At 56.9% G+C, this 24,412-nt stretch carries 21 protein-coding genes; 17 read left to right on the top strand and 4 right to left on the bottom strand.

Annotated elements, in window-relative coordinates; all coding sequences use genetic code 11:
• Positions 1 to 55 precede the first annotated feature (55 nt).
• The 3 genes from D467_RS0113385 (at position 56) to D467_RS0113375 (ending at position 3,562) form a co-directional block, all read left to right on the top strand.
• The gene (locus D467_RS0113385) at positions 56 to 313 is read left to right on the top strand and encodes an OadG family protein (RefSeq protein WP_018918035.1); all 258 of its coding nucleotides are present in this window, start codon (positions 56 to 58) and stop codon (positions 311 to 313) included.
• A 91-nt stretch (positions 314 to 404) separates the two neighbouring features.
• Complete coding sequence (gene oadA, locus D467_RS0113380) at positions 405 to 2,228, top strand: sodium-extruding oxaloacetate decarboxylase subunit alpha (RefSeq protein WP_018918034.1); 1,824 nt, start codon at positions 405 to 407, stop codon at positions 2,226 to 2,228.
• Between the two features lie 11 nt (positions 2,229 to 2,239).
• Positions 2,240 to 3,562, top strand: coding sequence for a sodium ion-translocating decarboxylase subunit beta (locus D467_RS0113375; RefSeq protein WP_018918033.1), 1,323 nt, complete (start codon positions 2,240 to 2,242; stop codon positions 3,560 to 3,562).
• 135 nt (positions 3,563 to 3,697) lie between these two features.
• Here the strand turns inward: D467_RS0113375 and D467_RS0113370 are convergent, their stop codons facing one another.
• Positions 3,698 to 4,330, bottom strand: a complete 633-nt coding sequence (locus tag D467_RS0113370) for an IMPACT family protein (protein WP_018918032.1) — start codon at positions 4,328 to 4,330, stop codon at positions 3,698 to 3,700.
• Positions 4,331 to 4,768, bottom strand: coding sequence for a LexA family protein (locus tag D467_RS19245; protein WP_018918031.1), 438 nt, complete (start codon positions 4,766 to 4,768; stop codon positions 4,331 to 4,333).
• A 268-nt stretch (positions 4,769 to 5,036) separates the two neighbouring features.
• On the opposite strand from D467_RS19245, the gene ccmA reads away from it, so the two are divergent.
• The 10 genes from ccmA to smc all read left to right on the top strand — a co-directional run bounded on the left by ccmA (position 5,037) and on the right by smc (position 15,418).
• Complete coding sequence (gene ccmA / locus D467_RS0113360; protein ID WP_018918030.1) at positions 5,037 to 5,657, top strand: cytochrome c biogenesis heme-transporting ATPase CcmA; 621 nt, start codon at positions 5,037 to 5,039, stop codon at positions 5,655 to 5,657.
• Between the two features lie 3 nt (positions 5,658 to 5,660).
• The gene (ccmB, locus tag D467_RS0113355; protein WP_018918029.1) at positions 5,661 to 6,398 is read left to right on the top strand and encodes a heme exporter protein CcmB; all 738 of its coding nucleotides are present in this window, start codon (positions 5,661 to 5,663) and stop codon (positions 6,396 to 6,398) included.
• A 13-nt stretch (positions 6,399 to 6,411) separates the two neighbouring features.
• A complete protein-coding gene (locus D467_RS0113350; protein WP_018918028.1) occupies positions 6,412 to 7,152 on the top strand; it encodes a heme ABC transporter permease in 741 nt (246 codons plus the stop codon).
• Entirely contained in the window at positions 7,152 to 7,388 is a 237-nt protein-coding gene (gene ccmD / locus D467_RS0113345) for a heme exporter protein CcmD (protein ID WP_018918027.1), read from the top strand. Before D467_RS0113350 ends, ccmD begins: the two co-directional genes overlap by 1 nt.
• Complete coding sequence (gene ccmE, locus D467_RS0113340) at positions 7,378 to 7,872, top strand: cytochrome c maturation protein CcmE (RefSeq protein ID WP_018918026.1); 495 nt, start codon at positions 7,378 to 7,380, stop codon at positions 7,870 to 7,872. Before ccmD ends, ccmE begins: the two co-directional genes overlap by 11 nt.
• A gap of 76 nt (positions 7,873 to 7,948) precedes the next feature.
• Positions 7,949 to 9,958 carry a heme lyase CcmF/NrfE family subunit gene (locus tag D467_RS0113335; protein WP_018918025.1) on the top strand — a complete coding sequence of 670 codons (2,010 nt, stop codon included), beginning with the start codon at positions 7,949 to 7,951 and terminating at the stop codon, positions 9,956 to 9,958.
• The gene (locus D467_RS0113330) at positions 9,955 to 10,482 is read left to right on the top strand and encodes a DsbE family thiol:disulfide interchange protein (RefSeq protein WP_018918024.1); all 528 of its coding nucleotides are present in this window, start codon (positions 9,955 to 9,957) and stop codon (positions 10,480 to 10,482) included. Before D467_RS0113335 ends, D467_RS0113330 begins: the two co-directional genes overlap by 4 nt.
• Entirely contained in the window at positions 10,473 to 10,943 is a 471-nt protein-coding gene (locus D467_RS0113325) for a cytochrome c-type biogenesis protein (protein WP_018918023.1), read from the top strand. Before D467_RS0113330 ends, D467_RS0113325 begins: the two co-directional genes overlap by 10 nt.
• Complete coding sequence (gene ccmI / locus D467_RS19240; protein ID WP_018918022.1) at positions 10,940 to 11,827, top strand: c-type cytochrome biogenesis protein CcmI; 888 nt, start codon at positions 10,940 to 10,942, stop codon at positions 11,825 to 11,827. The genes D467_RS0113325 and ccmI overlap by 4 nt, the downstream gene beginning before the upstream one ends.
• Positions 11,828 to 11,923: 96 nt before the next feature.
• Positions 11,924 to 15,418: a chromosome segregation protein SMC gene (gene smc / locus D467_RS0113315; protein ID WP_018918021.1), complete on the top strand. Its 3,495-nt coding sequence runs from the start codon at positions 11,924 to 11,926 to the stop codon at positions 15,416 to 15,418.
• Positions 15,419 to 15,436: 18 nt separating this feature from the next.
• On the opposite strand, the gene D467_RS0113310 is transcribed toward smc, so the two are convergent.
• Entirely contained in the window at positions 15,437 to 16,606 is a 1,170-nt protein-coding gene (locus D467_RS0113310; RefSeq protein WP_018918020.1) for a mandelate racemase/muconate lactonizing enzyme family protein, read from the bottom strand.
• A 34-nt stretch (positions 16,607 to 16,640) separates the two neighbouring features.
• Here D467_RS0113310 and D467_RS0113305 point away from each other — a divergent pair, with 34 nt between their 5' ends.
• The 4 genes from D467_RS0113305 to D467_RS0113285 all read left to right on the top strand — a co-directional run bounded on the left by D467_RS0113305 (position 16,641) and on the right by D467_RS0113285 (position 22,354).
• Positions 16,641 to 17,585: a LysR family transcriptional regulator gene (locus D467_RS0113305; RefSeq protein ID WP_018918019.1), complete on the top strand. Its 945-nt coding sequence runs from the start codon at positions 16,641 to 16,643 to the stop codon at positions 17,583 to 17,585.
• Between the two features lie 494 nt (positions 17,586 to 18,079).
• Complete coding sequence (gene zipA, locus D467_RS0113295; protein ID WP_018918017.1) at positions 18,080 to 19,927, top strand: cell division protein ZipA; 1,848 nt, start codon at positions 18,080 to 18,082, stop codon at positions 19,925 to 19,927.
• A gap of 109 nt (positions 19,928 to 20,036) precedes the next feature.
• Positions 20,037 to 22,085 carry an NAD-dependent DNA ligase LigA gene (ligA, locus tag D467_RS0113290; protein ID WP_018918016.1) on the top strand — a complete coding sequence of 683 codons (2,049 nt, stop codon included), beginning with the start codon at positions 20,037 to 20,039 and terminating at the stop codon, positions 22,083 to 22,085.
• The gene (locus tag D467_RS0113285; protein ID WP_018918015.1) at positions 22,082 to 22,354 is read left to right on the top strand and encodes a YheU family protein; all 273 of its coding nucleotides are present in this window, start codon (positions 22,082 to 22,084) and stop codon (positions 22,352 to 22,354) included. Before ligA ends, D467_RS0113285 begins: the two co-directional genes overlap by 4 nt.
• On the opposite strand, the gene mnmC is transcribed toward D467_RS0113285, so the two are convergent.
• Positions 22,348 to 24,357 (bottom strand): bifunctional tRNA (5-methylaminomethyl-2-thiouridine)(34)-methyltransferase MnmC2/FAD-dependent 5-carboxymethylaminomethyl-2-thiouridine(34) oxidoreductase MnmC1, encoded by a 2,010-nt coding sequence (gene mnmC / locus D467_RS0113280; RefSeq protein WP_026285766.1) that lies wholly within the window; start codon positions 24,355 to 24,357, stop codon positions 22,348 to 22,350. The genes D467_RS0113285 and mnmC overlap by 7 nt on opposite strands.
• Positions 24,358 to 24,412 lie beyond the last annotated feature (55 nt).

The raw sequence follows: 24,412 nt of genomic DNA, 5'->3' as shown, positions 1-24,412 counted from the left end.
AGAAGCTTTTAAAGTACTTGGGGCGTTAATAAGCAGTTAAAAAGGGAGGGGAGTTATGCAAAATACAGAACTGCTTCAGGAAGGTCTTTCAATCATGGGACTGGGAATGGGGTTTGTTTTTGTTTTTCTTACTGTTTTGGTAATAAGTGTCACGTTGATGTCGAAGATGATTGGCCGTTTTCAGCCAATACCAGTCGCCGTTGCATCAGGGTCAAAAGGAACGCATAAGCCGGTTACCGACAGTCAGGAAGACGAAGTGAAGGCCGTTATCAGTGCTGCGGTGCATCGTTACCGCTCGTCAAAGCACATCTAGTCGGCTAATTTTGTGTTCGTTATAACAATCTGTGGGTCTTTTTTTGTTAGTTTTACTACATATCTATAATTTTAACGTGTGAGCTATCGCTATGAATGAGACAAAACGCCCGTTGGGTATTACCGACGTTGTACTGCGCGACGCCCATCAATCGCTGTTTGCGACGCGTTTGCGCCTTGAGGATATGCTGCCGATCGCTGAAAAGCTTGATCGGGTTGGCTATTGGTCTCTGGAAACCTGGGGCGGCGCCACTTTCGATGCGTGTATTCGCTATTTAGGCGAAGACCCATGGGAGCGTATCCGGGCGCTAAAAGAAGCTATGCCTAACACGCCGCAGGCGATGCTGCTGCGTGGCCAAAACCTGTTGGGGTACCGCCACTACGCCGATGACGTGGTGGATAAGTTTGTCGAGCGGGCCAAGACCAACGGCGTTGACGTTTTCCGTGTGTTTGATGCCATGAATGATCCCCGTAACCTGGAGCGCGCTATCAAGGCGGTTCGTCAAGTAGGCGGGCATGCCCAGGGGACCATTTCCTACACGGTCAGTCCGGTCCATACCCTGGATAGCTGGGTCGATCTTGCGACCACCATTGCCGCAATGGGTGCAGACTCGCTGGCTATCAAGGATATGGCGGGGCTATTGACGCCCTACACGGCGTTTGAACTGGTAACCCGTCTGAAGAAAAACCTGTCTATTCCCGTTCACCTGCACTGCCATGCCACTACCGGGCTTTCAACCTCCACCATTCTTAAAGCGGTAGAAGCCGGCATCGATAACGTGGATACCGCCATTTCCTCCATGTCGATGACCTATGGCCATAGCCCCACTGAGTCCGTTGTGGCGATGCTCAAAGATACCGACCGTGATACCGGTCTGGACCTTGAGCTGCTGGAAGATATTGCCGGTTACTTTCGTGAAGTGCGCAAAAAGTATGCAGCTTTTGAGGGCTCGCTACGCGGCATTGACTCGCGCATTCTCGTGGCCCAGGTGCCCGGAGGCATGCTGACCAACATGGAAGGCCAGCTTAAAGAGCAGGGCGCCGGTGACAAGCTTGACGATGTACTCAGCGAGATTCCGCGCGTGCGCGAAGACCTGGGGTTTATTCCTCTGGTGACGCCTACCTCGCAGATTGTCGGCACCCAGGCGGTCATGAATGTCATGATGGGCGAGCGTTACAAGTCGATATCCAAAGAAGTCCAGGCGCTGCTAAAGGGCGAGTATGGCGCGGCGCCTGCGCCGTTTGATACCGAACTTCAGGCCCGCGTACTGGACGGCGGTCAGCCAATCACCTGTCGTCCGGCGGATAACCTTACGCCTGAGATGGAAAAGTTGGCGGCGGAGCTTAAGCAGAAAGCCAGTGCCGACAACCTGCGTCTAGCAGAAGGTGAGCGCGAAATTGACGACGTTTTAACCTATGCGCTGTTCCCGCAAATTGGCCTGAAGTTCCTTAAAAATCGCGATAGCCCCGAGGCCTTCGAACCCGCACCTCAGGCAGCAGATAGCCAGCCCACCAAGACCCCGGTGGCTACCCAAGCCAGTACGCAAGTGGCGGCGCGCGGCCCTGAAACCTACACCGTAAAACTCAACGGCAAAGCGTTTGTAGTGGAGGTTTCCGAAGGCGGCGACATCGGGCAGATACAGGAGCCAGCCAGTACCGCCGCTCCTACAGCAAGCGCTGCGCAGGCACCGGCGGTTGAAAGCAGCGGTGAGCGTATCGAGGCACCGCTTGCCGGCAATATTTTCAAAGTGAACGTACGCCCAGGAGATCAGGTGGCGGAAGGAGATGTCGTCATCATCCTTGAAGCAATGAAAATGGAAACCGAAATTCGCGCCAGCAGTGCCGGCACGGTATCGAAAGTCAACGTGAGTGAAGGCGACAGCGTAACTGTTGGCGACGCACTGATTGAGCTTTAAGGGCATCGGGAATGGATAAGTTAATCACGTTATGGGAGGGCTCGGGGCTTTACAACCTTGAGCTTGGCCAGGCGGTCATGATCGGGGTCGGGCTACTGCTGCTGTATCTGGCGATCCATAAGAAATTCGAGCCGCTGCTGCTGGTGCCTATTGGCTTTGGGGGCATTCTTGCCAATATCCCCGAAGCAGGCCTGGCGATTTCAGCGTTGGATCAGGCCATTGAAGTGGCCAAGCCTGCCGTGCTTCAGCAGATTGGTGCTGCACTTGGCGTAGCGCTAGATCCTTCGGCCGGTATAGAAGCCTGGCGTGAAGCGCTCAAGGTGCTTGCCCACGGCGACGTAGCCCCGGATCAGCTGCGCGCCGCCAAGGATGTTGCCGCAAGCGTCGGTTATACGAACGGCATGCTGTATAACTTCTATACGGTTGCCATCGCGTCAGGCATTGCGCCGCTGCTGATATTTATGGGCGTCGGCGCGATGACTGATTTTGGGCCGCTCCTGGCCAACCCGCGCACGCTGTTTTTAGGCGCTGCCGCGCAGTTCGGTATTTTCGCCACGCTGTTTGGCGCCGTGCTACTTACCTCTATGGGGGTAATGGACTTCTCGCTTAATCAGGCAGCGGCGATCGGGATTATCGGTGGGGCAGACGGGCCAACGTCGATCTATGTGGCCAGCGTACTTGCCCCTGAGCTGTTGGGAGCGATCGCGGTGGCGGCCTATGCGTATATGGCGCTGGTGCCGCTGATTCAGCCGCCCATCATGCGGCTGTTGACCACGGAAAAAGAGCGCCAGATCAAGATGACGCAGCTGCGTCCGGTGTCCAAGCTGGAAAAGATTGTTTTCCCGCTGATGCTGTTGATTCTGGTGGCGCTGTTCCTGCCCGACGCCGCACCGCTTCTCGGCATGTTCTGCTTTGGTAACCTGATGCGTGAGTGTGGCGTGGTCGAGCGACTATCCGATACTGCTCAGAATGCGTTGATCAATATCGTAACAATCATCTTGGGGCTTTCGGTGGGCTCAAAGCTGATGGCCGAGAGTTTTCTGTCGGTTGAAACCTTGGGTATTCTGGGGTTGGGCATCGTGGCCTTCGGAATTGGCACGGCCGCCGGGGTATTAATGGCGAAGCTAATGAACCTGATGAGCCGTATGCCGATTAACCCATTGATTGGCGCCGCCGGCGTATCGGCAGTACCCATGGCTGCGCGAGTAGCCAATAAAGTCGGGCTTGAAGCGAATCCGCATAACTTCTTGCTGATGCATGCCATGGGCCCGAACGTGGCAGGGGTGATCGGTTCTGCCGTGGCTGCCGGGGTCATGATTAAATATTTGGGATAGGGCGGAGCTAGGCCCGGGGCATATCGGAAATAGATCAGCGGGTGTAAAAGTAATCACTCGCTACGCGGCTTACGGTTGACTCCGTAAGCCGTTTTTTTGGGAGGAGATTTGGGGGATAGCGGACTTGGAATAGAATCAAAAAGTGGGGGTAGTGACCGGGCTAACGTCCAGGGTGCACTTTAAGCGGTTTTCCAGCGGGGATAAATCGAACGTGTGATCGCGAGGCCAGCCGATGGTTAGCTTGACGCCTTCGCCATCATAGTCGACCTGCTCAATGGGGATCGTCTGCTCATCGCACCAGGCGCGGGCAATGGCTTCGCTGGCAAAGGTAAGACGCAGCGTGTAGGCGTCTCGCTCGATCACTTCACGGGTCGGCAGGCTTTCCAGGGCATGGCTGACTGCTTGAGCATAGGCGCGAGCCAAGCCGCCGGTGCCGAGTTTGGTGCCGCCAAAGTAGCGAATTACCACGCAGCCAATTTCACCCAGCTTGCTGCCCTGAAGTACCTGATACATCGGCCTGCCCGCCGTGCCGCCCGGCTCACCATCATCCGAAAATCCAATCAACGTTTGCTCACCGGGAGGCCCGGCTATATAGGCAGTGCAGTGGTGGCTGGCATTGGGATGGGCGGTTCTGGCGGCCTCAAGCAGCGCACTGAAAGCGCCAAGGTCGGGCGCATGGCATAGCCACGCCAGAAACTGGCTCTTTTCGACGTCGATTTCAGCGGTGTGCCACTGCGCGGCAGGTAAATCCGGGACTCGGTAACGCAATCAATGCTCCATGGGACCATAAGAATCGGTAGCCAGGTGGTGGGCGTTATCCTGAGCCACCCCCATTACCATTCCTAACACTTGAATATCGCGATTGTGCAAAAAGAGATCCGGCGCCTGGGCGTCAGCAGGCCATAAATGTACTCCAAAGCGGCTGATAGAGAGCTGCTTTAAAGCGACTTGCTGCTGGTTGATCTGCGCAACGGCGGTTTCTTCATGGGCATCGCGTTGAAAACGCCGAATAATAATGACATCCCCATCGAATAAGTTGCAATCGCGCAGTCGGTTGCCGCGTATTTTAAGCGCGTAAGTATTGTGCCTTTTCATACGGCCTGAAGCGGACACGGCGCGTGCAGAGGAAGTGCTTTTTGAAGCGCCAAGCCCCGCGCCTAATACTGAACGGCAAGCAGGTGTTGGTGCTGACATCGATATATTCATATTGGGTTCTCCAATGCAGCGCCCTTTCCCTAGGCATGAGTCGTAGTAAATCAGACTTTATTAATATGTGTTTTCATACAGTGGTTTCAGTATACAGCTGTTTTTGCATACAGTGGTAGTGCTGTTTTTGTCTATTTATCATGAACCGTGTGGTTTGCTCACATTGTTAGCGTGCTTGATTAATTGCTGAAGCTATCGGTACCTGGCTGGCGATAAAGCGGCTTTGCGTGTAGAGTTTTGGCCATTATTAATGCGCTGGGAGAGACGTTTGAGCCTGTGCCTGGAAGCACGACAATTAGCCTGCGAGCGCGATGGGCGCTGGTTATTTGAAGGGCTCGATCTAACTGTTCGCAGTGGAGAAATCCTGCGAATTGAAGGCCCCAACGGCAGTGGCAAAACCACGCTGCTTAAAATTTTGGCGGGTCAGCTAGGCGAGTATGAAGGTGAGCTTTACTGGAACAGCACACCACTGCGTAAAGCCCGCGAGCAGTTTCTTGCCAATCTGCTTTATCTAGGTCATTCCCCCGGCGTTAAGGCCGGGCTTTCGCCATTGGAAAACCTAGCTTGGTATCAAGCGCTCAATGGCGATAAAGGCAGTGAAGAGCAGCGCTTGGAAGCGTTAGCCAAGGTGGGTCTCAACGGCTTTGAAGATGTCGTTGCCGGGCAGCTTTCGGCGGGTCAGCAACGCCGTGTCGCCCTGGCTCGCTTAACGCTTACTCGGCGTGCGCTCTGGGTGCTGGATGAACCATTTACGGCCATTGACCGCCAGGGTGTGACGGCGTTGGAAGCCCAGCTGGCGGCCCACGTTCAGGCGGGGGGCTGCGTTTTATTGACCACGCACCATGCGCTTGCGGTAACGTCCACCGTCAGATGCGTTCAGTTGGGGTAGAAGATGTCGTTGCAACGCACCAAAGCTGCGCCAGCCGTCGTGATTGTCGAAGCGCCTGCTCAAGGCAGCCTTTGGATCGCCTTTAAAGCTACGCTTGAGCGCGATTTAACGCTGATGCTGCGGCGGCGCGGCGAGCTACTCAATCCGCTGGTATTTTTTGCACTGGTGGTGACGCTGTTTCCTATCGGTATTTCACCCGACCCCGACATGTTGGCGCTGATTGCCCCTGGGCTTTTATGGGTGGCCGCGCTTTTAGCCGCGCTGCTGTCTCTGGATAGCCTGTTTCGCACCGATTATGACGATGGCAGCCTGGAGCAACTGCTGTTAGCGCCTCAACCACTGGCCATATTGAGCTTGGCCAAAGTGGTCGCACATTGGCTATTCACCGGGCTACCGCTTGCGTTGATGGCACCGCTGCTCGGCATCATGCTGGCATTACCGGCCGGAAGCTACGCGATTCTTTCGCTTTCACTGGCGATAGGTAGCGCCAGTTTGAGTTTGATTGGTGCCATTGGGGCCGCGCTAACGGTGGGGATCGCCCGCGGTGGCGTACTGCTGTCACTGTTGATACTGCCGCTGTATATCCCGGTGCTTATTTTTGGCGTAGGCGCGGTGCAGGCCGCCCTTCTTGGTGAAGGCGTTGCCGCCCATCTGGCGATGTTGGGAGCACTTTTAGCCGCGTCCCTGTTACTGGCACCCTGGGCGATAGCCGCTTCGCTACGCATCAGCATTAACGGTTAAGGAAAGACACGCCATGTGGACCTTTATCCATAAGTGGGGCTCCCCCAAATGGTTCTACTCAATGAGTGGAAAATTACAGCCCTGGTTCTGGACGGTCTCGCTGCTTTTGATCGCTGTCGGCACGCTATGGGGACTGGCCTTCGCGCCGGCGGATTACCAGCAGGGCAATAGTTTTCGAATCATTTACGTGCACGTGCCCGCAGCCTTTTTAGCGCAGTCGATTTTTGTCTCCATGGCCGCGGCGGCGCTGGTGTTTATGGTCTGGAAGATCAAAATTGCCGACATGGCAGCGACCGTTATGGCGCCTTTGGGGGCAGTGATGACGTTTGTCGCCCTGTTTTCCGGCGCGGTGTGGGGCGTACCTACCTGGGGCACTTGGTGGATGTGGGACGCACGACTTACCTCGATGTTGATTCTGCTGTTTTTATTCTTGGGCGTCATTGCCTTGCGCAGTGCTTTTACAAGCCGTGACAGCGGCTCGCGGGCCGCCTCGGTGCTTGCCATGGTCGGGGTGATTAATATCCCGATTATCAAATATTCGGTTGATTGGTGGTTTACCCTGCATCAGCCTGCAACATTTAGGGTAACCTCAAGCCCGTCCATGCCCACTGAAATGTGGTTGCCGCTGTTGATCATGGTGCTAGGTTTCTACTGCTTCTTTATCGCCCTGACGCTGATGCGCACGCGCAGTGAAATTTTGCGCCGTGAGGCCAATAAGCGCTGGGTCATGGATTTAATGAAGGAGGCGCACTGATGGCGTTTTCCTCGTTCTCGGCGTTTTTGGCCATGGGTGGGCATGCGCCTTACGTATGGGCCGCCTGGGGCGTCACGGCGCTATTAATGATTGCCAGCGTTGGGCATGCACGCATGGAGCGCCGCCTGCTGATCCGTGATTTAAAGCGCCGGGCCCGGCGTGAAACAACGCGTCCGCTCCCAAGCACCAGTACCGCGCCGAACTCACTTCAAGCGAGCCATACCGATGACACCTAAACGTCGCCAAAAGCTGTTGATCATCCTCGGCGGCCTCGTGTTAGCCGGGCTTGCCATTGGGCTGACGCTCTATGCGTTACGTGCCAACATCAATCTGTTTTTCAGCCCGGTGCAGATCGCCCAAGGCGATGCGCCTATTGAGCGCTCCATCCGCGCGGGGGGCCTGGTCAAAGAGGGCTCGGTATTTCGCGACCCGCAAAGCCTGGATGTCGAGTTTCGAATTACCGACTACGTCGATGAGCTGGGCGTCTCTTACAACGGTATCCTGCCGGATTTATTTCGAGAGGGGCAGGGCGTGGTGGTGGTCGGCAAGCTTCAAGCCGACGGGCGGTTTGTGGCGGATAAGGTGCTTGCCCGCCACGATGAAAACTATATGCCACCCGAGGTGGCGCAGGCCTTGGAAGACGCTGGTTATTCGCCCGCCGATTATCAAGAGAAGGCCGCCGAAGTGGGCAAGCGCCTGAATAAGCAAGCGTCTGAATGAGTAAGCGCCTGAATGCATAATGGAAATGCTTGATGAATGCCGTAAGCCTTAGGGCCAGTGCTAGGTTGGAGCGCCGATGTTGGTAAAAATGATCCCTGAACTTGGCCATTTCGCATTGATTATTGCCGTGCTAATGGCTGCGGTGCAGGCGGTAATGCCGTTAGCTGGGGCCACGACGCGAAGGCCTTTATGGATGGCTTATGGCCACCCCATGGCGGTGGGGCAGTTTCTGTTTATCGCGCTGGCGTATGTGTGCCTGACCACAAGCTACCTGCTGGATGACTTCAGCGTGACCAACGTGGCCAACAACTCCAACTCGCTGCTGCCCTGGTACTACAAGATGAGCGCTGTGTGGGGCAACCACGAAGGCTCGGTGCTTTTATGGAGCTTTATGCTGGCGGGCTGGGGCTATGCCGCCTCACGCTTTTCCTGTGGTTTGCCCCGCGATATGGTGGCCCGAGTGCAGGGCGTCATGGGTTTGGTTAGCCTGGGCTTCTTACTCTTTATCCTGCTGACCTCCAATCCCTTTGAACGGCTTTTACCCAACGTGCCCCACGATGGCGCGGATCTTAACCCGCTGCTTCAGGATATTGGCCTGATTGTTCATCCGCCGATGCTATATATGGGCTATGTCGGGTTTTCAGTAGTGTTTGCCTTTGCGATTGCCGCGCTTTTGGGTGGACGGTTGGACGCTGCCTGGACCCGCTGGGCGCGCCCCTGGTCCAATATCGCCTGGGCTTTTTTAACCGTAGGGATCGCGCTGGGCAGCTGGTGGGCTTACTACGAACTTGGCTGGGGCGGCTGGTGGTTTTGGGACCCGGTAGAGAACGCTTCGCTTTTGCCCTGGCTGACCGGCACGGCGCTGATTCACTCTCTGGCGGTCACTGAAAAGCGCGGCTCGTTTAAAAGCTGGACCGTGTTGCTGGCCATCTTTACCTTTTCGCTGTCACTGCTGGGTACTTTTCTGGTGCGCTCTGGCGTACTTACCTCGGTACACGCGTTTGCCAATGACCCCTCGCGCGGCTTGTTTATCCTGGTGTTGCTGGCGGTCACGGTGACGCTTTCACTGCTGGTGTTTGCTCTACGCGCGCCCAGGGTCAGCCACCAGGTTAGCTTCAGCTGGCTTTCACGAGATGCGCTGCTGCTGATCAACAATATCGTGCTGGTCATCATGACTGTGACCATATTGCTGGGCACCCTCTACCCGCTGATTCTGGATTCGCTCAACCTGGGTAAAATCAGCGTGGGGCCGCCTTACTTTAACGCTCTTTTTGTACCGCTGACTGTGGTGATGTGCATCTTCATGGGCCTGGGGCCGATGGCCCGCTGGAAAAGCATGGAGGCCCGCGAGCTTAAGCGCAAACTGTGGCTTGCAGGGGCGGCGGCGCTGGTATTGGGTGTGCTCCTGCCATTTATATACACCGGTGAGTGGAACCTATGGGCGTCGCTCGGCATTGTGACCGCACTCTGGATTGTGCTGCCGATGGGGCGTGATTTAATCGATAAAACCCGCCACGCCCGCAGCCGGTTGGCCGGGTTACGCAAGCTTTCCCTGGCCTACTGGGGCATGGTGCTTGGCCATATGGGCATCGCCGTAACGATTGTCGGGGTGGCAGTCGTCTCCAACTATGCCAGTGAACGCACCGTACGTATGGCACCCGGTACAACAGTCGAGGTCGCCGGGTATCAGTTCACCATGACCGAACTGACCAGCCGTCGGGGCGCCAACTTTCTGGCCGACACGGCGGTGCTTGAAGTGCAAAATATCGACTCGGCACGCGGCTTTTTAATGCGTCCGGAAAAACGCTTTTATCTAGCCACCGGCATGCCCATGACGCAGGTGGCGCTGCGCCCTGGCCTGTTTCGCGATCTTTACGTGGCCATGGGTGAGGACCTGAACGACGGCAGCTGGGCCATGCGCATTCAATATAAACCCTTTGTACGCTGGCTATGGTTGGGTGGCCTGTTGATGGCGCTCGGCGGCGTGCTGGCAATTGTGGATAAGCGTTATCGCCGTGTAAAAGTGACGAATAAAGCCTCAGCCGCTACGCCTAGTCAGTCTGAGCCGCAGGAGGCCACGCTATGAGCCGCCGGTTGCTGTTACTGCTTTTGCCTGTGAGTTTTCTACTGGTAGCGCTGTTTCTGTATCAGCGACTGCAGCATGACCCGGCACAGCGCGACTCAGCGTTGATGGCGCGGGAATTCCCAGCGTTTGAAGCTACTACTCTGCGTGACGAGCAGCAAACGGTCGATCAATCACTCTTGAAAGGTGAGGTCACGCTGGTCAACGTGTGGGGCGAGTGGTGCCCGGCGTGCAAGCAGGAAATGCCGCAGCTATTGGAGCTCGCCGATCAGGGTATCCGTATGGTCGGGGTCAACTACCGCGATACCCGCGAGAAAGGCATGAGCTTTCTCAACCAATACGGCGACCCTTTTGAGATGAATATCTTCGACCCTGAAGGCAGTCTGGGGTTTGATCTGGGCGTATATGGTGCCCCGGAAACTTTCCTGGTCGATGCCGAGGGGATTATCCGCTACCACCATAAAGGCTATATCTCGCCTCAAGACGTTTCAGAGCGCATTCTGCCGGAGGTGGCCAAATGGCGTTAATACGTATCGTCACAGCGGCCATTCTGTTGGCTCTTACGTTAAGCGCAGCGGCCGGAGGGATCGAGCTACGCGAGTTTGACGATCCGGTGCTTGCGCAGCGCTATCACGACTTAACTGCCTCAATGCGCTGTCCGCTGTGCGAGAACCAGGCAATTGGCGATTCCGACTCGCCGATTTCCGGCGATATGCGTGAGCGGGTGTATCAAATGCTGCAAGACGGGCGCTCGGACAGTGAAATTGTAAGCCACATGGTGGAGCGCTTTGGCGACTATATCCTCTACAACCCCCGCCTGGAGAAGCGTACCTATTTGCTGTGGGGGCTGCCGGTGGGGTTGGGTATCCTGGGCTTTGTACTTCTGATGCTAATAATCCGCACCCGGCGTAAATCCTCGGCCAAGGCTCTGAGCGCTGAAGAGCGTGCCCGCCTGGACGCCTTGATTCAGCGCAGGAGGTCGTCATGACGCTATTATGGGTTGCCATGGCCCTGGTAATGCTACCGGCGATTGTCTGTTTACTCGCTCCGCTGCGTAAGGCGGGAGCGCTTTACGCCGAACAGCATGCCTTTGAAGCTAATGATACGGCTGCCGAGCAAAACGTCGCGATCTTTACGCGCCGCCTGGCATCGTTGGAAGCCGCTCATCGCCGGGGAGATATCAATACCGCCGCGTTTGAAGAGAGCCGCCTGGAGCTTGAGCGCAGCCTGCTCGAAGATACGCATACGCAGGCTATGCGGCCGCTCAAGTCGCCCCGCGCGGGTCGATTGGCGGTGCCTTTGATTGCGTTGGGTTTTGCCGTGCTTAGTTTGTTCTGGTATCTAGAAGAGGGCGCGGAAGGGGATCTTGCTCTTTACGAAGTTCAGCAGGCACTCCAAAGCGACCCTGCTGCCACCGCGGATACGTATATCGCTCGAATAGAAGAGCAGGCTTCGCTCCAGCCCAATAACCCGAGCGTGTGGGCCATGCTGTTCCCGCTGTATCGTGATACGGGCCATCAGGAAAAAGCCGTCGATGCTTTGGAGCGGCTGATCGCCCTTGAAGGCCGGCTTCCTGGGCTGCTGGCACAGCTGGCGCAAATTCGCTTTTTTATGGCGAACCGTGAGATGACTGCAGAAGTGCAGTACCTGGTGGATGAAACGCTGGCCCAGGACCCGCGCCAACCAACGGTGTTAGGCTTATTGGGCATTCACGCGTACGATAACGGCGACTTTAATAGTGCCATTGACCGCTGGCGCCGGGCGCTGGCAACGGTGGAAGACCCCAACACGGCAGCCTCGCTACGTGAAGGTATTCGCGCAGCCCAGGAGCGCCTGGCCGATGTATCCGAGAAGGCTGCGGTCGATGAGTAGTCAAGCCCTGAGTCAACACACCGCTGCCGAAGTCGTGATTAACCGTGTATTTTGAAACCCCCTCATGTTCATCAATAAACTCTTTGTAGGATCGGCATGCGCTTAACCTCTATTCGCCTTGTTGGGTTCAAGTCGTTTGTCGACCCGGTCACGGTACCTTTCGACGGTAATATGACCGCGATCGTGGGCCCCAACGGCTGTGGAAAATCCAATATCATCGATGCCGTACGCTGGGTAATGGGCGAGTCTTCGGCCAAAACCCTGCGCGGCGAGTCGATGGCCGACGTTATTTTCAATGGCTCCACCGGTCGCAAGCCGGTGGGCCAGGCCTCTATTGAGCTCAAGTTCGACAACCGCGACGGCACCATGGGCGGCGTGTATGCCCAGTACGCGGAAATCGTGGTCAAACGGTTGGTGACCCGCGACGGTCAGTCCAACTACTTCTTCAATGGCCAGAAGTGCCGTCGGCGGGATATCGCCGACCTGTTTATGGGTACCGGCCTGGGCCCACGCTCTTACGCGATTATCGGCCAAGGCATGATTTCAAGGCTGATCGAAGCCCGCCCGGATGACCTGCGCTCCACACTTGAAGAAGCCGCGGGCATCTCGAAGTACAAGGAGCGCCGCCGTGAAACCGAAAACCGCATGCGGCGGACCCAGGAAAACCTCGAGCGCTTGGACGATATTCGCGAGGAGCTGGATAAACAGCTTGAGCGCTTAAAGCGCCAGGCCGAGGCGGCCAAACGCTATCAGGAGCTGAAACAACAGGAGTACCGGCTGAAAGGCGAGCTGGCGCTGCTGCGTGGGCGTACTCTACGCGCCGAGCAGTCGCAGCAGGAGAGCCGGGTTCGCGAGCTGGAAATCTCGGTTGAAAAAGATGTGTTTGGCGTACGTCAGTGTGAAACCCGCCTGGAGCAGGCCCGCGAGCAGCATGACGAGCTTGCCGACGTGCTTGAGCGCCACCAGCAGCAGTTTTTCGAAACCACCACACGCATCGCCAGGCTCGAGCAGGATCAGGCGCATCGGCGTAGCCGTGAGGCCCAGCTGGCTAACGACATCGCCACCGCCCGGCGGGAGTTGGACGAACAGCGCCGGGTCAGCGAAGGCGACCGCGAGCGCCTGAGCGTTATCGACGAGCGCTTTGAAGCGCTTTCGCCCGAACACGAAGCGCTGGAAGAGCAGCTGGAAGCCCTGGAGCAGGCGCTTGCCGATGCCACCCCTGCCATGGAAGCCGCCGAGCAGCAGTGGTCTGAAGCCGAAAACCGCTGGCGGGACTCAAGCCGTGAGGCCGATCGCAGCCAGGACCAGCTACGCGATTTAGAGCAGCGCATTCAACGCCTGCAGGCAGAAGGCCAACGTCGGCGCCAGCAGCGCGGTGATTTAGCGGATCTTAGCGCGCTACGTGAAGAACACGCTCAGTTTCAGGCCCAGCTGGCAGAAGCCGAAGAGCGCTCCGAAGCCTTCACCCAAACCCGTGAACAGTGGCAGCAGCAGTACAGCGATGCCAAAAATGCCTATCAGCAGGCCACACGCACCCGCGATGACCAGCGCGCCAGTTTGAGCCAGCGCCAGGGCGAGCTGGCCTCGCTCCAGGCGCTGATTGATGCTGCACTGGCCGACCATGACCCGGATATCGAAGCAACCTTGGCGACCCACGGGTTGAGTAATGCCCCGCGCCTGGGTGAAACGCTAAACGTCACGCCCGGTTGGGAAACGGTCATTTCCTGGTTGCTTGCCCCCTGGCTAAATGCCCGCCTTGTGGCAAGCCATCAGCTTGCCGCGCTGCCGGAAGCCCTGGCGACCGACTGGTGTCTGATCGATGAAAAAGCGCCCGCTGTTTCAACTGGCAGCCAGCGCCTGGATTCACTGGTAAGCGGCGCCGGTGCGCTGGGTGAATGGTTAGCGAGTATTCACTACGTTGAATCCGGCGCGGAAGCCGAGCAGCTTGCGCCAAGCCTCGCTCCGGGGGAAAGCGTGGTCAGCCGCGACGGTGTCTGGTACGGGCGAGGCTGGTTGCATCAGCAGGCCAACGGCCAAGGCGTCGATGGGCTGCTGCTGACCCGCCGACGGTTTAACGAGCTGGATGCCCAGCGCGAACAGGATGAAGAAGTCCTGGCGCTAGCTGAAGAGCAGTGCGAGACGACCCGTGAGGCAATTGAAGCGCTGGAGCTTGCCCGCGAGCAGCAGGCCGAGCAGGAACGCAGCCACGCGGCAAGCCTTCAACAGCTGGCGATTAAAGAGCGCAGCGCCGCCCAGAAGCTTGAACATCTGCAAGGCCGGGCCACAGAACTTGATGCCGAACTTAGCCAACTGCAAGAGGATGAGGCGGAGTTAACGCTTACTTTGGAAGAGCAGCGTGCCCGCTGGCATATCGCCATGGAAACGCTGGAAGCGGCTTCAGAGGCGCGGGAAGTTGCCACCGAATTGCGCGGCCGTCAGCGTGAACAGCGCGAACGGTTGACCCGAGAGCACGCGCCGCTGAAAACCCAACAGCAGACGCTGGCCCTGGAGCGCGAACGCTTAACCGCTGAGCGCGATAGCCTGCGCTCCCAACAGGCGCGCTCAAGCGACAGCGAAGAGCGCTTGACGCTACGCATAGCAGAACTCGAAGAGTCGCGGGAAATGCTGCTTGAACCGGACGAGCTGGCCGGTGAAGAGCTTGAAGAACTACTTCATCAGCGCGAACAGCAGGAGCGCAGGCTTAACGAAACCCGCCAGCAGGCTCAGTCACTGGCGGAGCAATTGCGCAACGACGAACTGGCCCGCCAGCAGCACGAGCGCAATCTTGAACAAAGCCGTGAGCAGCTTCAACAGCGGCGCATGGACGTTCAGGCGCTGGCCCTGAAGGCGTCGACCCAGGATGAGCATCTGGCTGAATTGGGCCACGACGCCGAAGCTTTGGCCGAGACCCTGCCAACCGATGCCAGTGAGCAAACCTGGCAGGAGAAACTGGAAAGCACCGGCGAGAAGATCCGCCGTTTGGGAGCGATTAACCTCGCAGCGATTGAGGAGTACGACCAGCAGGCCGAGCGGCGCAACTACCTCGAAGCCCAGCACGCCGAGCTTACCGAGGCGCTGGAAACGCTGGAGCGGGCGATCAAGCGTATTGATCAGGAAACGCGGGTACGCTTCCGGGAAACCTTTGATCAGGTGAATAGCGGCTTGCAGGAACTCTTCCCGCGCGTGTTTGGCGGTGGTGCAGCCTGGCTGACGCTAACCGGCGACGACCTGTTGGAAACCGGCGTCGCGATCATGGCGCGCCCGCCGGGCAAGAAAAACAGCACGATTCACCTGCTTTCCGGTGGAGAAAAAGCGCTCACGGCGCTTTCATTGGTGTTCTCCATCTTCCAGCTCAACCCCGCGCCGTTTTGTATGCTCGATGAGGTCGACGCGCCGCTGGATGATGCCAACGTGGGGCGTTATGCGAAGCTCGTGAAAGAGATGTCGGAAAACGTCCAGTTCATCTATATCACCCACAACAAGATCGCCATGGAAGCCGCCGAGCGCCTGATGGGGGTGACCATGCAGGAGCCCGGCGTTTCGCGTCTGGTGTCGGTAGGGATTGATGAAGCCGCGGCGCTGGTAGATTAGGCGAGCTTGGATTCTGGCTTAACCTTCGCCCAGCTCGCGCATTACCGCATACAGCTTGGATTTGGCTTCAAAGCCCACGCCGGGGATGTCCGGCAGGCCGACGTAGCCATTTTCAACCTGAATGCCGTCGGCAAAGCCGCCAAACGGCTGGAATACGTCAGGGTAGGATTCGTTGCCGCCCAGGTGCAGGCCAGCGGCGATGTTAAGGGACATCTGGTGGCCACCGTGGGGTACCACGCGGCGCGATGACCAGCCAAGCTCATCCATCACCTTGAGCGTGCGCATGTACTCCACCAAGCCGTAGGAGAGGGCGCAGTCGAACTGTACGAAGTCACGGTCGGCACGCATACCGCCATGGCGCAGCAGGTTGCGGGCATCCTGGTGTGAAAACAGGTTTTCGCCGGTCGCCATGGGCAGCTCATAGTGATTGGCAAGCTCCGCCTGAAGTGCGTAATCCAGCGGATCACCGGCTTCTTCGTACCAGAAGAGGTTATACGGTTTCAGCGCCTCGGCGTAAGCAATGGCCGTTTCTAGATCAAAGCGCCCGTTGGCATCTACCGCCAGACGGCTGCCATCGCCGACTACTTCAAGCACGGCTTCAATACGCCGGATATCTTCCTCAAGCGGCGCGGCGCCAATCTTCATTTTTACTACGTTGTAACCACGCTCCAGGTAGCTCTTCATTTCGTCCTGCAGCTTGGTGTGGTCTTTACCGGGATAGTAGTAGCCGCCAGCGGCATACACCCAGACTTTATCATCGGCTTGGCCATTGCGGTAACGCTCGGCAAGCAGCCGGTAAAGAGGTTTGCCTTCAATTTTGGCCACCGCGTCCCAAACCGCCATGTCGATAGTGCCTACCGCGACCGAGCGCTCGCCGTGACCGCCGGGTTTTTCGTTTTTCATCAGGGTATCCCAGATGGCAAACGGGTCCAGGTTGTCGCGTTCTTGGTCGATCAGCGTGTCGGGGTTGGCTTCGGTGATTCTATCCAGAAAGCGGTCGCGCATTAGCGCACCCTGGCCGTAGCGGCCGTTGGAGTTAAAGCCGTAGCCAATCACTGGCTTGCCATCGCGGATCACATCGGTGACCACGGCCACCACCGAACAGGTCATCTTGGAAAAATCGATATAGGCATTGGCAATCGGGGAGGCGATCGAAACGGTTTTCTCGCGAATATCCACAATACGCATGGCAAGCTCCTTAAACGGTTAAGAGCTTAACCCTATGCGTGACAAGCGCCGCTGCCCAATGCTATTACTGCGTTACCCCATGCTGAAACGGCATTGCCCTATGGAACTTGTCTGGCTTGAAGATTTTACCGCCCTTGCCGAGCACGGCAGCTTTGTGCGCGCCGCCGAGGCTCGTCATATCACTCAGCCGGCGTTTAGCCGACGCATCCGTGCGCTAGAGCAGTGGATGGGCGTTAGCCTGTTTGTGCGTACCCCCCAAGGCACTACACTGACACCTGCCGGTCGGCATATTCAGGCGAGCGCCTTTGAAGCCATCGGCCGGCTTTACCGATTGCGTGCTGAAGCCCAGGAAATTGAAGGCAAGGCAACTAAAACGCTGCAGTTTGCGGCCACGCATTCGCTTTCATTTACGTTCTTCCCGCGCTGGGTAAGAACCCTGGAACAGGGCGCACCCATGGAGGCGGTACGGCTGCATTCAGATACCATGACTGCCTGCGAACAGTTACTGCTGCGCGGCGATAGCCAGTTTTTATTAAGCCATCATCATATAGCCGTACCTTCAATGCTTTCCCCGGAGCATTTCGAAAGTATCCAGATAGGCGAGGACACGCTGATTCCGTTAATGGGTAAGCAAATGATCAAGCCGCGGACACCGGAAGAGATGCCGTATCTGGCCTATGCCGATGCGTCGGGGCTGGGCCGCGTGGTAAATCACTGGCTTAAGCAAAATGCAGGTGCCCGGATATTCACTCCCCGCTTCAGCAGTCATCTAGCCGCGGTACTGATGTCAATGGTAATAGAAAACAAAGGCTTGGCATGGATACCTAAAAGCCTGGCGGAGCAGGAAATAGCGGAGGGAACGCTGGTTCGGGCACTCGATGAAGCCTGGGATATCCCGTTGGAAATTCGTCTTACTCGGCCACGCGTATTAGCCAGCACCTTTGCCGATGCCTTTTGGCACAGGCTCATCAAGCGTTAATAAACCGCTACAAGTATTAACATTTGTAGTTAAATTGATAAAAAAATGTGTAAAAAGGCTCAACTTATCTATATTGATCATTATAAAATTGTGGTTAATGCTATGGTGTAGTAGCTGGAACTGGTACAGCTAAAGCATAGCAATAACGATAAACTGTTTATGTATACAGTAATTGGTTGGTTAGTTCTCAAGTTGTTTAGGATTTACCGTTCTGAGTTTAAGTAAACATAATGTTAAGTATAAAGGCACTGGCTTATTAATATTAAACAGCAAATTTATGGCACTATTAATCGCCGCAAGGGTCTAGTCGCGATAAGCGTCAAAAATTTGCTCAAAAAACGTTAAAAACTGTGCCATAACGTGAAGATCGCCCATAAGTGGCCCTTTTTGTAGCAACCGCGCTATGCTGGTGATAATTATTAATCACCTTGAAGGCCAGCATTTTCAGGTATGGCGCTTTAGCAACCGGTAAGATGACCCATGGAATGTTCGACATGGAACTAAGAGAGTGGCTAATTATTCTAGGTTTGGCGTTGGTATCGCTCATCGTAGTCGACGGTGTGAGGCGACTTCAGCGCCAGCGGCGTGTCCCACGTCTGGATCAAGCGGTTAAGGATCTTCCCGAAGCGAAGCTAACCGACCTTGATGACGAAGCTAAAGAAGCAGAGATTAACTGGGAACTGCCTAACGGTGGTGCGCGGGTCGTTAAGCCTGCTGACTATACCGGCCTGGGTTCAAAACCCAAACTAGAGCGTCAGGATCATCCCGGGCCTTCCCGCGTACTATCCGAGTTCAGGCGCTCCTTCGCCAATGCCGTGCCCAAGCGCAAAACAGCTGCCGCACCGCCGGCTGCCGCAAAGCATGCTGCACCCACTGCGTCTAGAGCCGCGCCTGCTGCTTCGCCAGCGGCTACGTCACCAACAGATTATGAGCGTCGTGAACCCAGTTTCTCTTTAGATAGTTCTTCAGATGGTTCTTCAAATAGCTCTTCAAATAGTGCTTCAAATAGCGAGCCGTCCGCCACTCATGCTAAGCCCGCTAAAGCACAAGCGCCTCACGAACACACCAAGCCCATGCCGACAGCTGCCCAGGAAAGCCCGTCAGCGCCTGCGCCCGCTCAAAGCGAACGCCACATTGATGAGCCGTCTATCTCTTTATCTGCTACCAATCAATCGACTACCGATGAGCTGCCCGTTACTGATGAATTAACCACTGGCGATGCAGAAGTCGCCGCGGTTAATAAGGTAGATGCGGTTAATGAGGTAGATAAAGAGAGCGTCGCTGAACCTGCGCTGTCCACCGCCGCTACGCCAGCTGAACCTGTTTTACGTGCCGAGCCAGAAGACGCCGTGTTTGCCAAGCAGGATACGCCCAAGCGTCGCCAGCTGCGCGAAGATACGGTTGGCGAGTACGACGAGCTTAATGATGATGAAGTCGACGAATACCGGTTGGTCGATTTTGAAGGTATCGGCCGCTCCTTTAAGCGTCGTTTGATTATCCGTCGTAAAGAGAAGGCGCGTAAAAAAGCTGAGAAAGCCATACGTGCTGAAGCGCTGGCCAAGCAGAAGGCTGAGCGTAAAGCGCTGGAAGCTGAACAGCGCCGTGAAGCCAAAGAAGCCGCCGAAGCAGAAAAAGCCCGTATCGCTCAGGAGCAGGCAGAGGCACGCGAGGCCGCTGCTCTCGCCGCCGCTCAAAAAGCCGCCGCGCCGCGATATGACGAGCCAGAGCCCGCTTATGCGTATGACCAGCCGGTCGATGAGTACGAAAGCTACGAGGCTTATGATGACGCGCCGGTTCGTGCTCAGCGTGACTCGGTAGTACGTACTCACCCAACGCTTGAAAAAGCATTGCGTCATGATGTGTCTGGCGAGCATGCCAAAGAAACGCTTTCCAATGCTGATGAGGTTATCGTGATCAGCGTGCTTTCGCGTGACCCGGAAGGCTTTGACGGCAGCAAGCTGCTTGATCTCATTATGGCGTGCGGCCTGCGTTACAGCCGCCCGATGGGTGTCTTCCACCGCTTTGAAACCGAGAGCCCCGATAGCGAACTGCAGTTCTCGATGATCAACGTGGTCAAGCCTGGCACCTTCCCGATCGAGGAAATGGGCGAGTTTGTTACTCCAGGCGTTACTTTCCTGATGCCCTTGCCGGGAGCGGTCGACAGCTCAGCCGCTTTTGAAGCCATGGTCGAAACCGCCATGGTAGTGGTACGCCATATGGGCGGTGAACTGAAAGATGAACACCGCAGCGTCATGACGGCGCAAACCATCGAGTTTGCCCGTCAGCGGGTACGCGATTTCGAGCGGCGCCATCGTCTGCATCGCCATATGCAAGCCCACTAAGTAACGCTTGCGATTAAACACCCGCCTTCTTGCAGAAGGCGGGTGTTTTTGTTCTAAGATGTGTCTTTTTTGTGATCGCTTTTAGCCTGTACGATGGAAACCAACGTTAATGAGTCAGCCTGACCCCCAATTGCTGGAAGAAGTCACCCAGCTGCGCGCCGAGCTTGATGAAGCCAACTACCGTTACTACGTATTGGACGAGCCAACGTTAACTGACGCCGACTACGATCGTAGATTGCAGCGTTTAAAACAGCTGGAAGCCGAAAACCCCTCGCTTATCTCACCGGATTCACCTACTCAGCGGGTGGGCGCCGCCCCAGCCGATGGCTTTCCCTCAGTGGCTCACGCGATTCCCATGCTCTCGCTGGATAACGCGTTTAGCGCAGAGGATATTGTCGCCTTTGCCCAGCGCGTGGCCGAGCGTCTGGAATGCGAGGCTGATGAGGTTGAATTTACCTGTGAGCCTAAGCTTGATGGTGCGGCGGTATCGCTGGTCTATGAGCAAGGCGTATTGGTTAGCGGCGCCACCCGTGGCGATGGCCGTACCGGGGAGGGCATTACCTCTAACCTGCGCACGCTGCGCTCGGTGCCTTTAAAGCTGATGGGCAAGCACATCCCTGAGCTTTTGGAAGTGCGCGGTGAAGTTATCATGCGCCACAAAGGCTTTGAGGCCCTCAACGAGCGCGCCCGGGAAGAAGGCAGCAAGGTCTTTGCCAACCCACGTAACGCTGCAGCGGGCAGCCTGCGCCAGTTAAACCCCCAGATTACTGCTACCCGCCCGCTTGAGTTTCACGCCTACCAGGTTGCTCGTATCGATATGGCGAACTTGGATGACAGCGTAATGCCAACACATAGCCGTCAAATGCAACGGCTTAAAGATTGGGGCTTTCGCTCAAGCGCAGAGTTAAAAGTGCTGACCGGCCCGCAGGCTGTGGTCGAGTATTGCGAGCAGCTGGGCGCGAAACGTGATCAGCTGGGCTACGATATCGACGGCGTGGTGATCAAGGTCAATGCGCTGCGCTACCAGCGCGAGCTGGGGTTTGTGGCCCGAGCCCCCCGCTGGGCCACCGCGTTTAAATACCCTGCTCAGGAAGAAGTCACCACGCTCAACGACGTTGAGTTTCAGGTCGGCCGTACCGGTGCCATCACCCCGGTGGCAAGGCTTGAACCGGTGAGCGTGGCGGGCGTTATCGTTTCCAATGCCACGCTGCACAACGCCGATGAAATCACCCGCCTGGACGTCATGATCGGCGATACGGTCACCATTCGGCGCGCAGGCGATGTTATCCCTCAGGTAGTGCGGGTGGATGTGGATAAGCGCCCGGCCGATGCGCAGCCGATTGTGTTCCCCGAGCACTGCCCGGTATGTGGCTCGGATATCGAGCGTGTAGACGGTGAAGCCGTTGCCCGCTGTTCGGGCGGGCTGTACTGCGCCGCGCAGCGTAAGGAAGCGCTTAAACACTTTGCCAGCCGCAAGGCTCTGGATGTGGATGGCCTGGGTGTGAAGCTGATCGATCAGCTGGTGCAGCTTGATTGGGTTAAAACGCCTGCCGATCTTTTCCACTTGACCGTTGAGCAGCTGCAGAGCCTGCCGCGTATGGGTGAAAAGTCATCGGTGAATCTGGTCAACGCGCTGGATAAAGCCAAGCACACTACGCTCGCCCGGTTTATCTACGCGCTGGGGATTCGTGAAGTGGGTGAGGCCACGGCGGCCAACTTGGCAAGCCACTTTGGTACGCTGCAGGTACTTCAGGCGGCCGAGCTTGCAGCGCTTGAGGCGGTGAATGATGTGGGCCCGATTGTGGCAGCCCACGTGCATACGTTTTTCCGTCAGCCGCACAACCAGGAAACGATTGCCGCGCTGATTGAAGCAGGCGTTACCTGGAAGGAAGCCGAAGTCGCTCAAGGTCCCACGCCGCTTGAAGGCCAGACCTGGGTGCTGACCGGCGCGCTGGAAAGCATGACCCGCGATGAAGGCAAGGCGCGGCTGCAGGCGCTGGGTGCCAAAGTGGCGGGTAGCGTTTCGAAAAAAACCACGGCGCTGGTGGCTGGCGAAGCGTCAGGCAGCAAGTTAACCAAAGCTGAACAGCTAGGCGTTGAAGTGGTCGATGAAGCGACCTTTATCGAACGCCTTTCGCAGTGGGAGCAATCTGAATGAGCCGTTTTATTGAAGTACCCGCCCGCATGCTGCCCCCGGAAACCCTCGATGCGCTGCTGGAGGCCTTTGTTACCCGGCAGGGTTACGACACCACCGACACCGGTGAGGGAATGAAAGGCTGGGTGGAAGAGCTTAAAAAGCAGCTGGCGCGCAGCGAGTTGATTATCGCCCACGACCTGAAGCTTGAAATGACCGAAGTAATGACCCTGGCGCAGTGGCGTTCCTTCGGTCGGGATCTGGCGGATGATGAGGAAGAGGGCGACTACTGACCGCGAATGATCGCGCTGATGATACGCCGCCCGGCGTGAAGATGATCGACCAGCGGTGCCTCCAGAGGCATTGGGTCATCGCACAGCCGGGAGGCGATCACCTCAGCGCATAGCGGCGCGCTTGATAGCCCACGCGAGCCGTGAGCGGTCGATATCCACAAGCCGGGGTAATGTTCGCTAGCCACATCAGGTACTCGCGAGGCGTCTTTGCTCAATACGGCATACGCTGACTGCCAGGCAGAAGCGTTGGGCACCGGGCCTGCATAGGGCGTTTTATCCGGGCTTGCCGCGCGCACCGCCGCACGCCCTTCAAGCGCCTGTGGCGTCAGTTGGGCGCCTGTGCTTTCAAACGCTGTCTCAAGTTCTGCCACCAGTGCCGGGAGCGTTTGGCGAAGCTCCTCGATATTGCGCTGATGGTCGGTATCGGTCACTTCGGTAGAGTCATTGTTAGGCACAAAGCTTGCGCCAAAGGTCAGCACGCCTTCAAACGCCGGTGATACATAGCCACCCGCGCACACGACCCGCTCAGGGCCTTTTACGCCGGCGGGGAGGGTTACTTCACTAACCTGGCCGCGCACCTGCTGTAGAGGCGCAAAGGCCGTCTGAGTAAACGTGTTGGCGTAGTGAGCGCTTGCAATCACCACGTGGTCAGCATTTAGCGTACGCCCATCAGCAAGCTGCAGCTGCCAGTGTTCATGCTCACGGTTAAGCGACGTTACCTCACCTTGGGTAAGGGTAATGTTGGGGCTTTGAAGTAAGTGTTCACATAGCGCCTTGGGCCGCACCCAGCCTGCTTGTGGATAAAAAAGCGCGTGCTGGGCGTTAATGGCAACGCCGGCCGCCTCGCTAAGCCCTTGGGTCAGCGGTGACACCACGGCTTCTGGTAGCGCATGCTGCTCGCTAAAGCGTTGCTGGCGCTTGGCTTCTTTTGCGTTCGTCGCCAGCTGAACCACGCCGCAGGGTTGCCAAAGTGAAGGCGCTTTTAATTGGCTAAGCCAGCGCTGGCTGTACAAAAGGCCGGAGAGATAAAACCGGCTCTGGTGGTTAGTATCAGCGGCAAGCTTTACATAAAGCGCCCCCTGACGATTACCCGAACCGCCTGCCCCCGGCGCCGTGCGCTCAATCACGCTAACCTTGATGCCGCGCCTGGCAAGCGCCGCCGCCACGCTACACCCGGCAATCCCTGCACCAATCACCGCCACATGCTGAGTTTTGAGAGGCGCCGGTGGTGTAAACCAGGGCGTTGCTTCACGGCGTTTATCAACAGGCGGTGTTTCAATCATGCCTGCGAGAATTTCGCGCTTACGTCCGCAGCCTGGGACTTTTTTCCAGGTAAAGCCTGCCGCTTTCAAACCCCGCTTAACGATGCCTGCGCAGGTGAATGTGGCAAAGGTGGCCCCCGGCCGAGAGCGCGCCGCCATGGCTTCAAACAGCTCGGGTTGCCACATCTGAGGATTTTTGGAAGGCGCAAAGCCATCTAGAAACCAAGCATCGACCTGGCCGTCTAAAAGCGCCAGCCGCTCGGTGGTATCGCCATAATGCAGATCCAGCGTAACCCGGTCGCTCAGGTGCAGGCGGTGTACGCCGCTAACCGATGCGGGCCACTGCTCGCAAAGTATCTGTGAATAACCGGCAAGCGACGGCCAGGCGCGCAGGGCGCGCTCAAGTGACGTCCGATCCAGAGGATACTTTTCTGTGGATAACAGATGCAGCCGCGCCCCAGTGGGTGCGTGCTGTTCAAAGCAGGCCCAGGCGCACAGCATATTGAGCCCCGTCCCAAAGCCGGTTTCCCCGATTACAAACGCCCGCGTGCTTTCCCAGGCGGCAAAGCGTTCAGGTAAGCGGTTGGTATTTAAAAAAACGTGCTCGGTTTCTTCAAGGCCACCCTCACGGGAAAAATACACGTCATCGAAGTCATCCGAGTGCGGTGAAGTGTCACTCCAGGTGAGTAAAGGCGCGCTTAACGCCGTTAGAGGAGGCAAAGCAGTAGGGCGTTGAGGCACGCGGGTATCCGTAATGAGAGAAATGGTTAAAAAATAGCCAATTTGTTAATCGGGG

The organism is Vreelandella zhanjiangensis DSM 21076, from assembly GCF_000377665.1.
In the GTDB taxonomy this organism is placed as follows: Bacteria; Pseudomonadota; Gammaproteobacteria; order Pseudomonadales; family Halomonadaceae; genus Vreelandella; species Vreelandella zhanjiangensis.
The sequence above is the reverse complement of the archived record's forward strand: the minus strand, read 5'-3'. Positions and strand labels throughout refer to the sequence as shown.

Coding starts and splice junctions, on each gene's coding strand:
- D467_RS0113385 (WP_018918035.1), top strand. CDS start 56: ATGCAAAATACAGAACTGCTTCAGGAAGGTCTTTCAATCATGGGACTG.
- oadA (WP_018918034.1), top strand. CDS start 405: ATGAATGAGACAAAACGCCCGTTGGGTATTACCGACGTTGTACTGCGC.
- D467_RS0113375 (WP_018918033.1), top strand. CDS start 2,240: ATGGATAAGTTAATCACGTTATGGGAGGGCTCGGGGCTTTACAACCTT.
- D467_RS19245 (WP_018918031.1), bottom strand. CDS start 4,768: ATGAATATATCGATGTCAGCACCAACACCTGCTTGCCGTTCAGTATTA.
- ccmB (WP_018918029.1), top strand. CDS start 5,661: ATGTCGTTGCAACGCACCAAAGCTGCGCCAGCCGTCGTGATTGTCGAA.
- D467_RS0113350 (WP_018918028.1), top strand. CDS start 6,412: ATGTGGACCTTTATCCATAAGTGGGGCTCCCCCAAATGGTTCTACTCA.
- ccmD (WP_018918027.1), top strand. CDS start 7,152: ATGGCGTTTTCCTCGTTCTCGGCGTTTTTGGCCATGGGTGGGCATGCG.
- ccmE (WP_018918026.1), top strand. CDS start 7,378: ATGACACCTAAACGTCGCCAAAAGCTGTTGATCATCCTCGGCGGCCTC.
- D467_RS0113335 (WP_018918025.1), top strand. CDS start 7,949: ATGTTGGTAAAAATGATCCCTGAACTTGGCCATTTCGCATTGATTATT.
- D467_RS0113330 (WP_018918024.1), top strand. CDS start 9,955: ATGAGCCGCCGGTTGCTGTTACTGCTTTTGCCTGTGAGTTTTCTACTG.
- D467_RS0113325 (WP_018918023.1), top strand. CDS start 10,473: ATGGCGTTAATACGTATCGTCACAGCGGCCATTCTGTTGGCTCTTACG.
- ccmI (WP_018918022.1), top strand. CDS start 10,940: ATGACGCTATTATGGGTTGCCATGGCCCTGGTAATGCTACCGGCGATT.
- smc (WP_018918021.1), top strand. CDS start 11,924: ATGCGCTTAACCTCTATTCGCCTTGTTGGGTTCAAGTCGTTTGTCGAC.
- D467_RS0113310 (WP_018918020.1), bottom strand. CDS start 16,606: ATGCGTATTGTGGATATTCGCGAGAAAACCGTTTCGATCGCCTCCCCG.
- D467_RS0113305 (WP_018918019.1), top strand. CDS start 16,641: ATGCGTGACAAGCGCCGCTGCCCAATGCTATTACTGCGTTACCCCATG.
- zipA (WP_018918017.1), top strand. CDS start 18,080: ATGGAACTAAGAGAGTGGCTAATTATTCTAGGTTTGGCGTTGGTATCG.
- ligA (WP_018918016.1), top strand. CDS start 20,037: ATGAGTCAGCCTGACCCCCAATTGCTGGAAGAAGTCACCCAGCTGCGC.
- D467_RS0113285 (WP_018918015.1), top strand. CDS start 22,082: ATGAGCCGTTTTATTGAAGTACCCGCCCGCATGCTGCCCCCGGAAACC.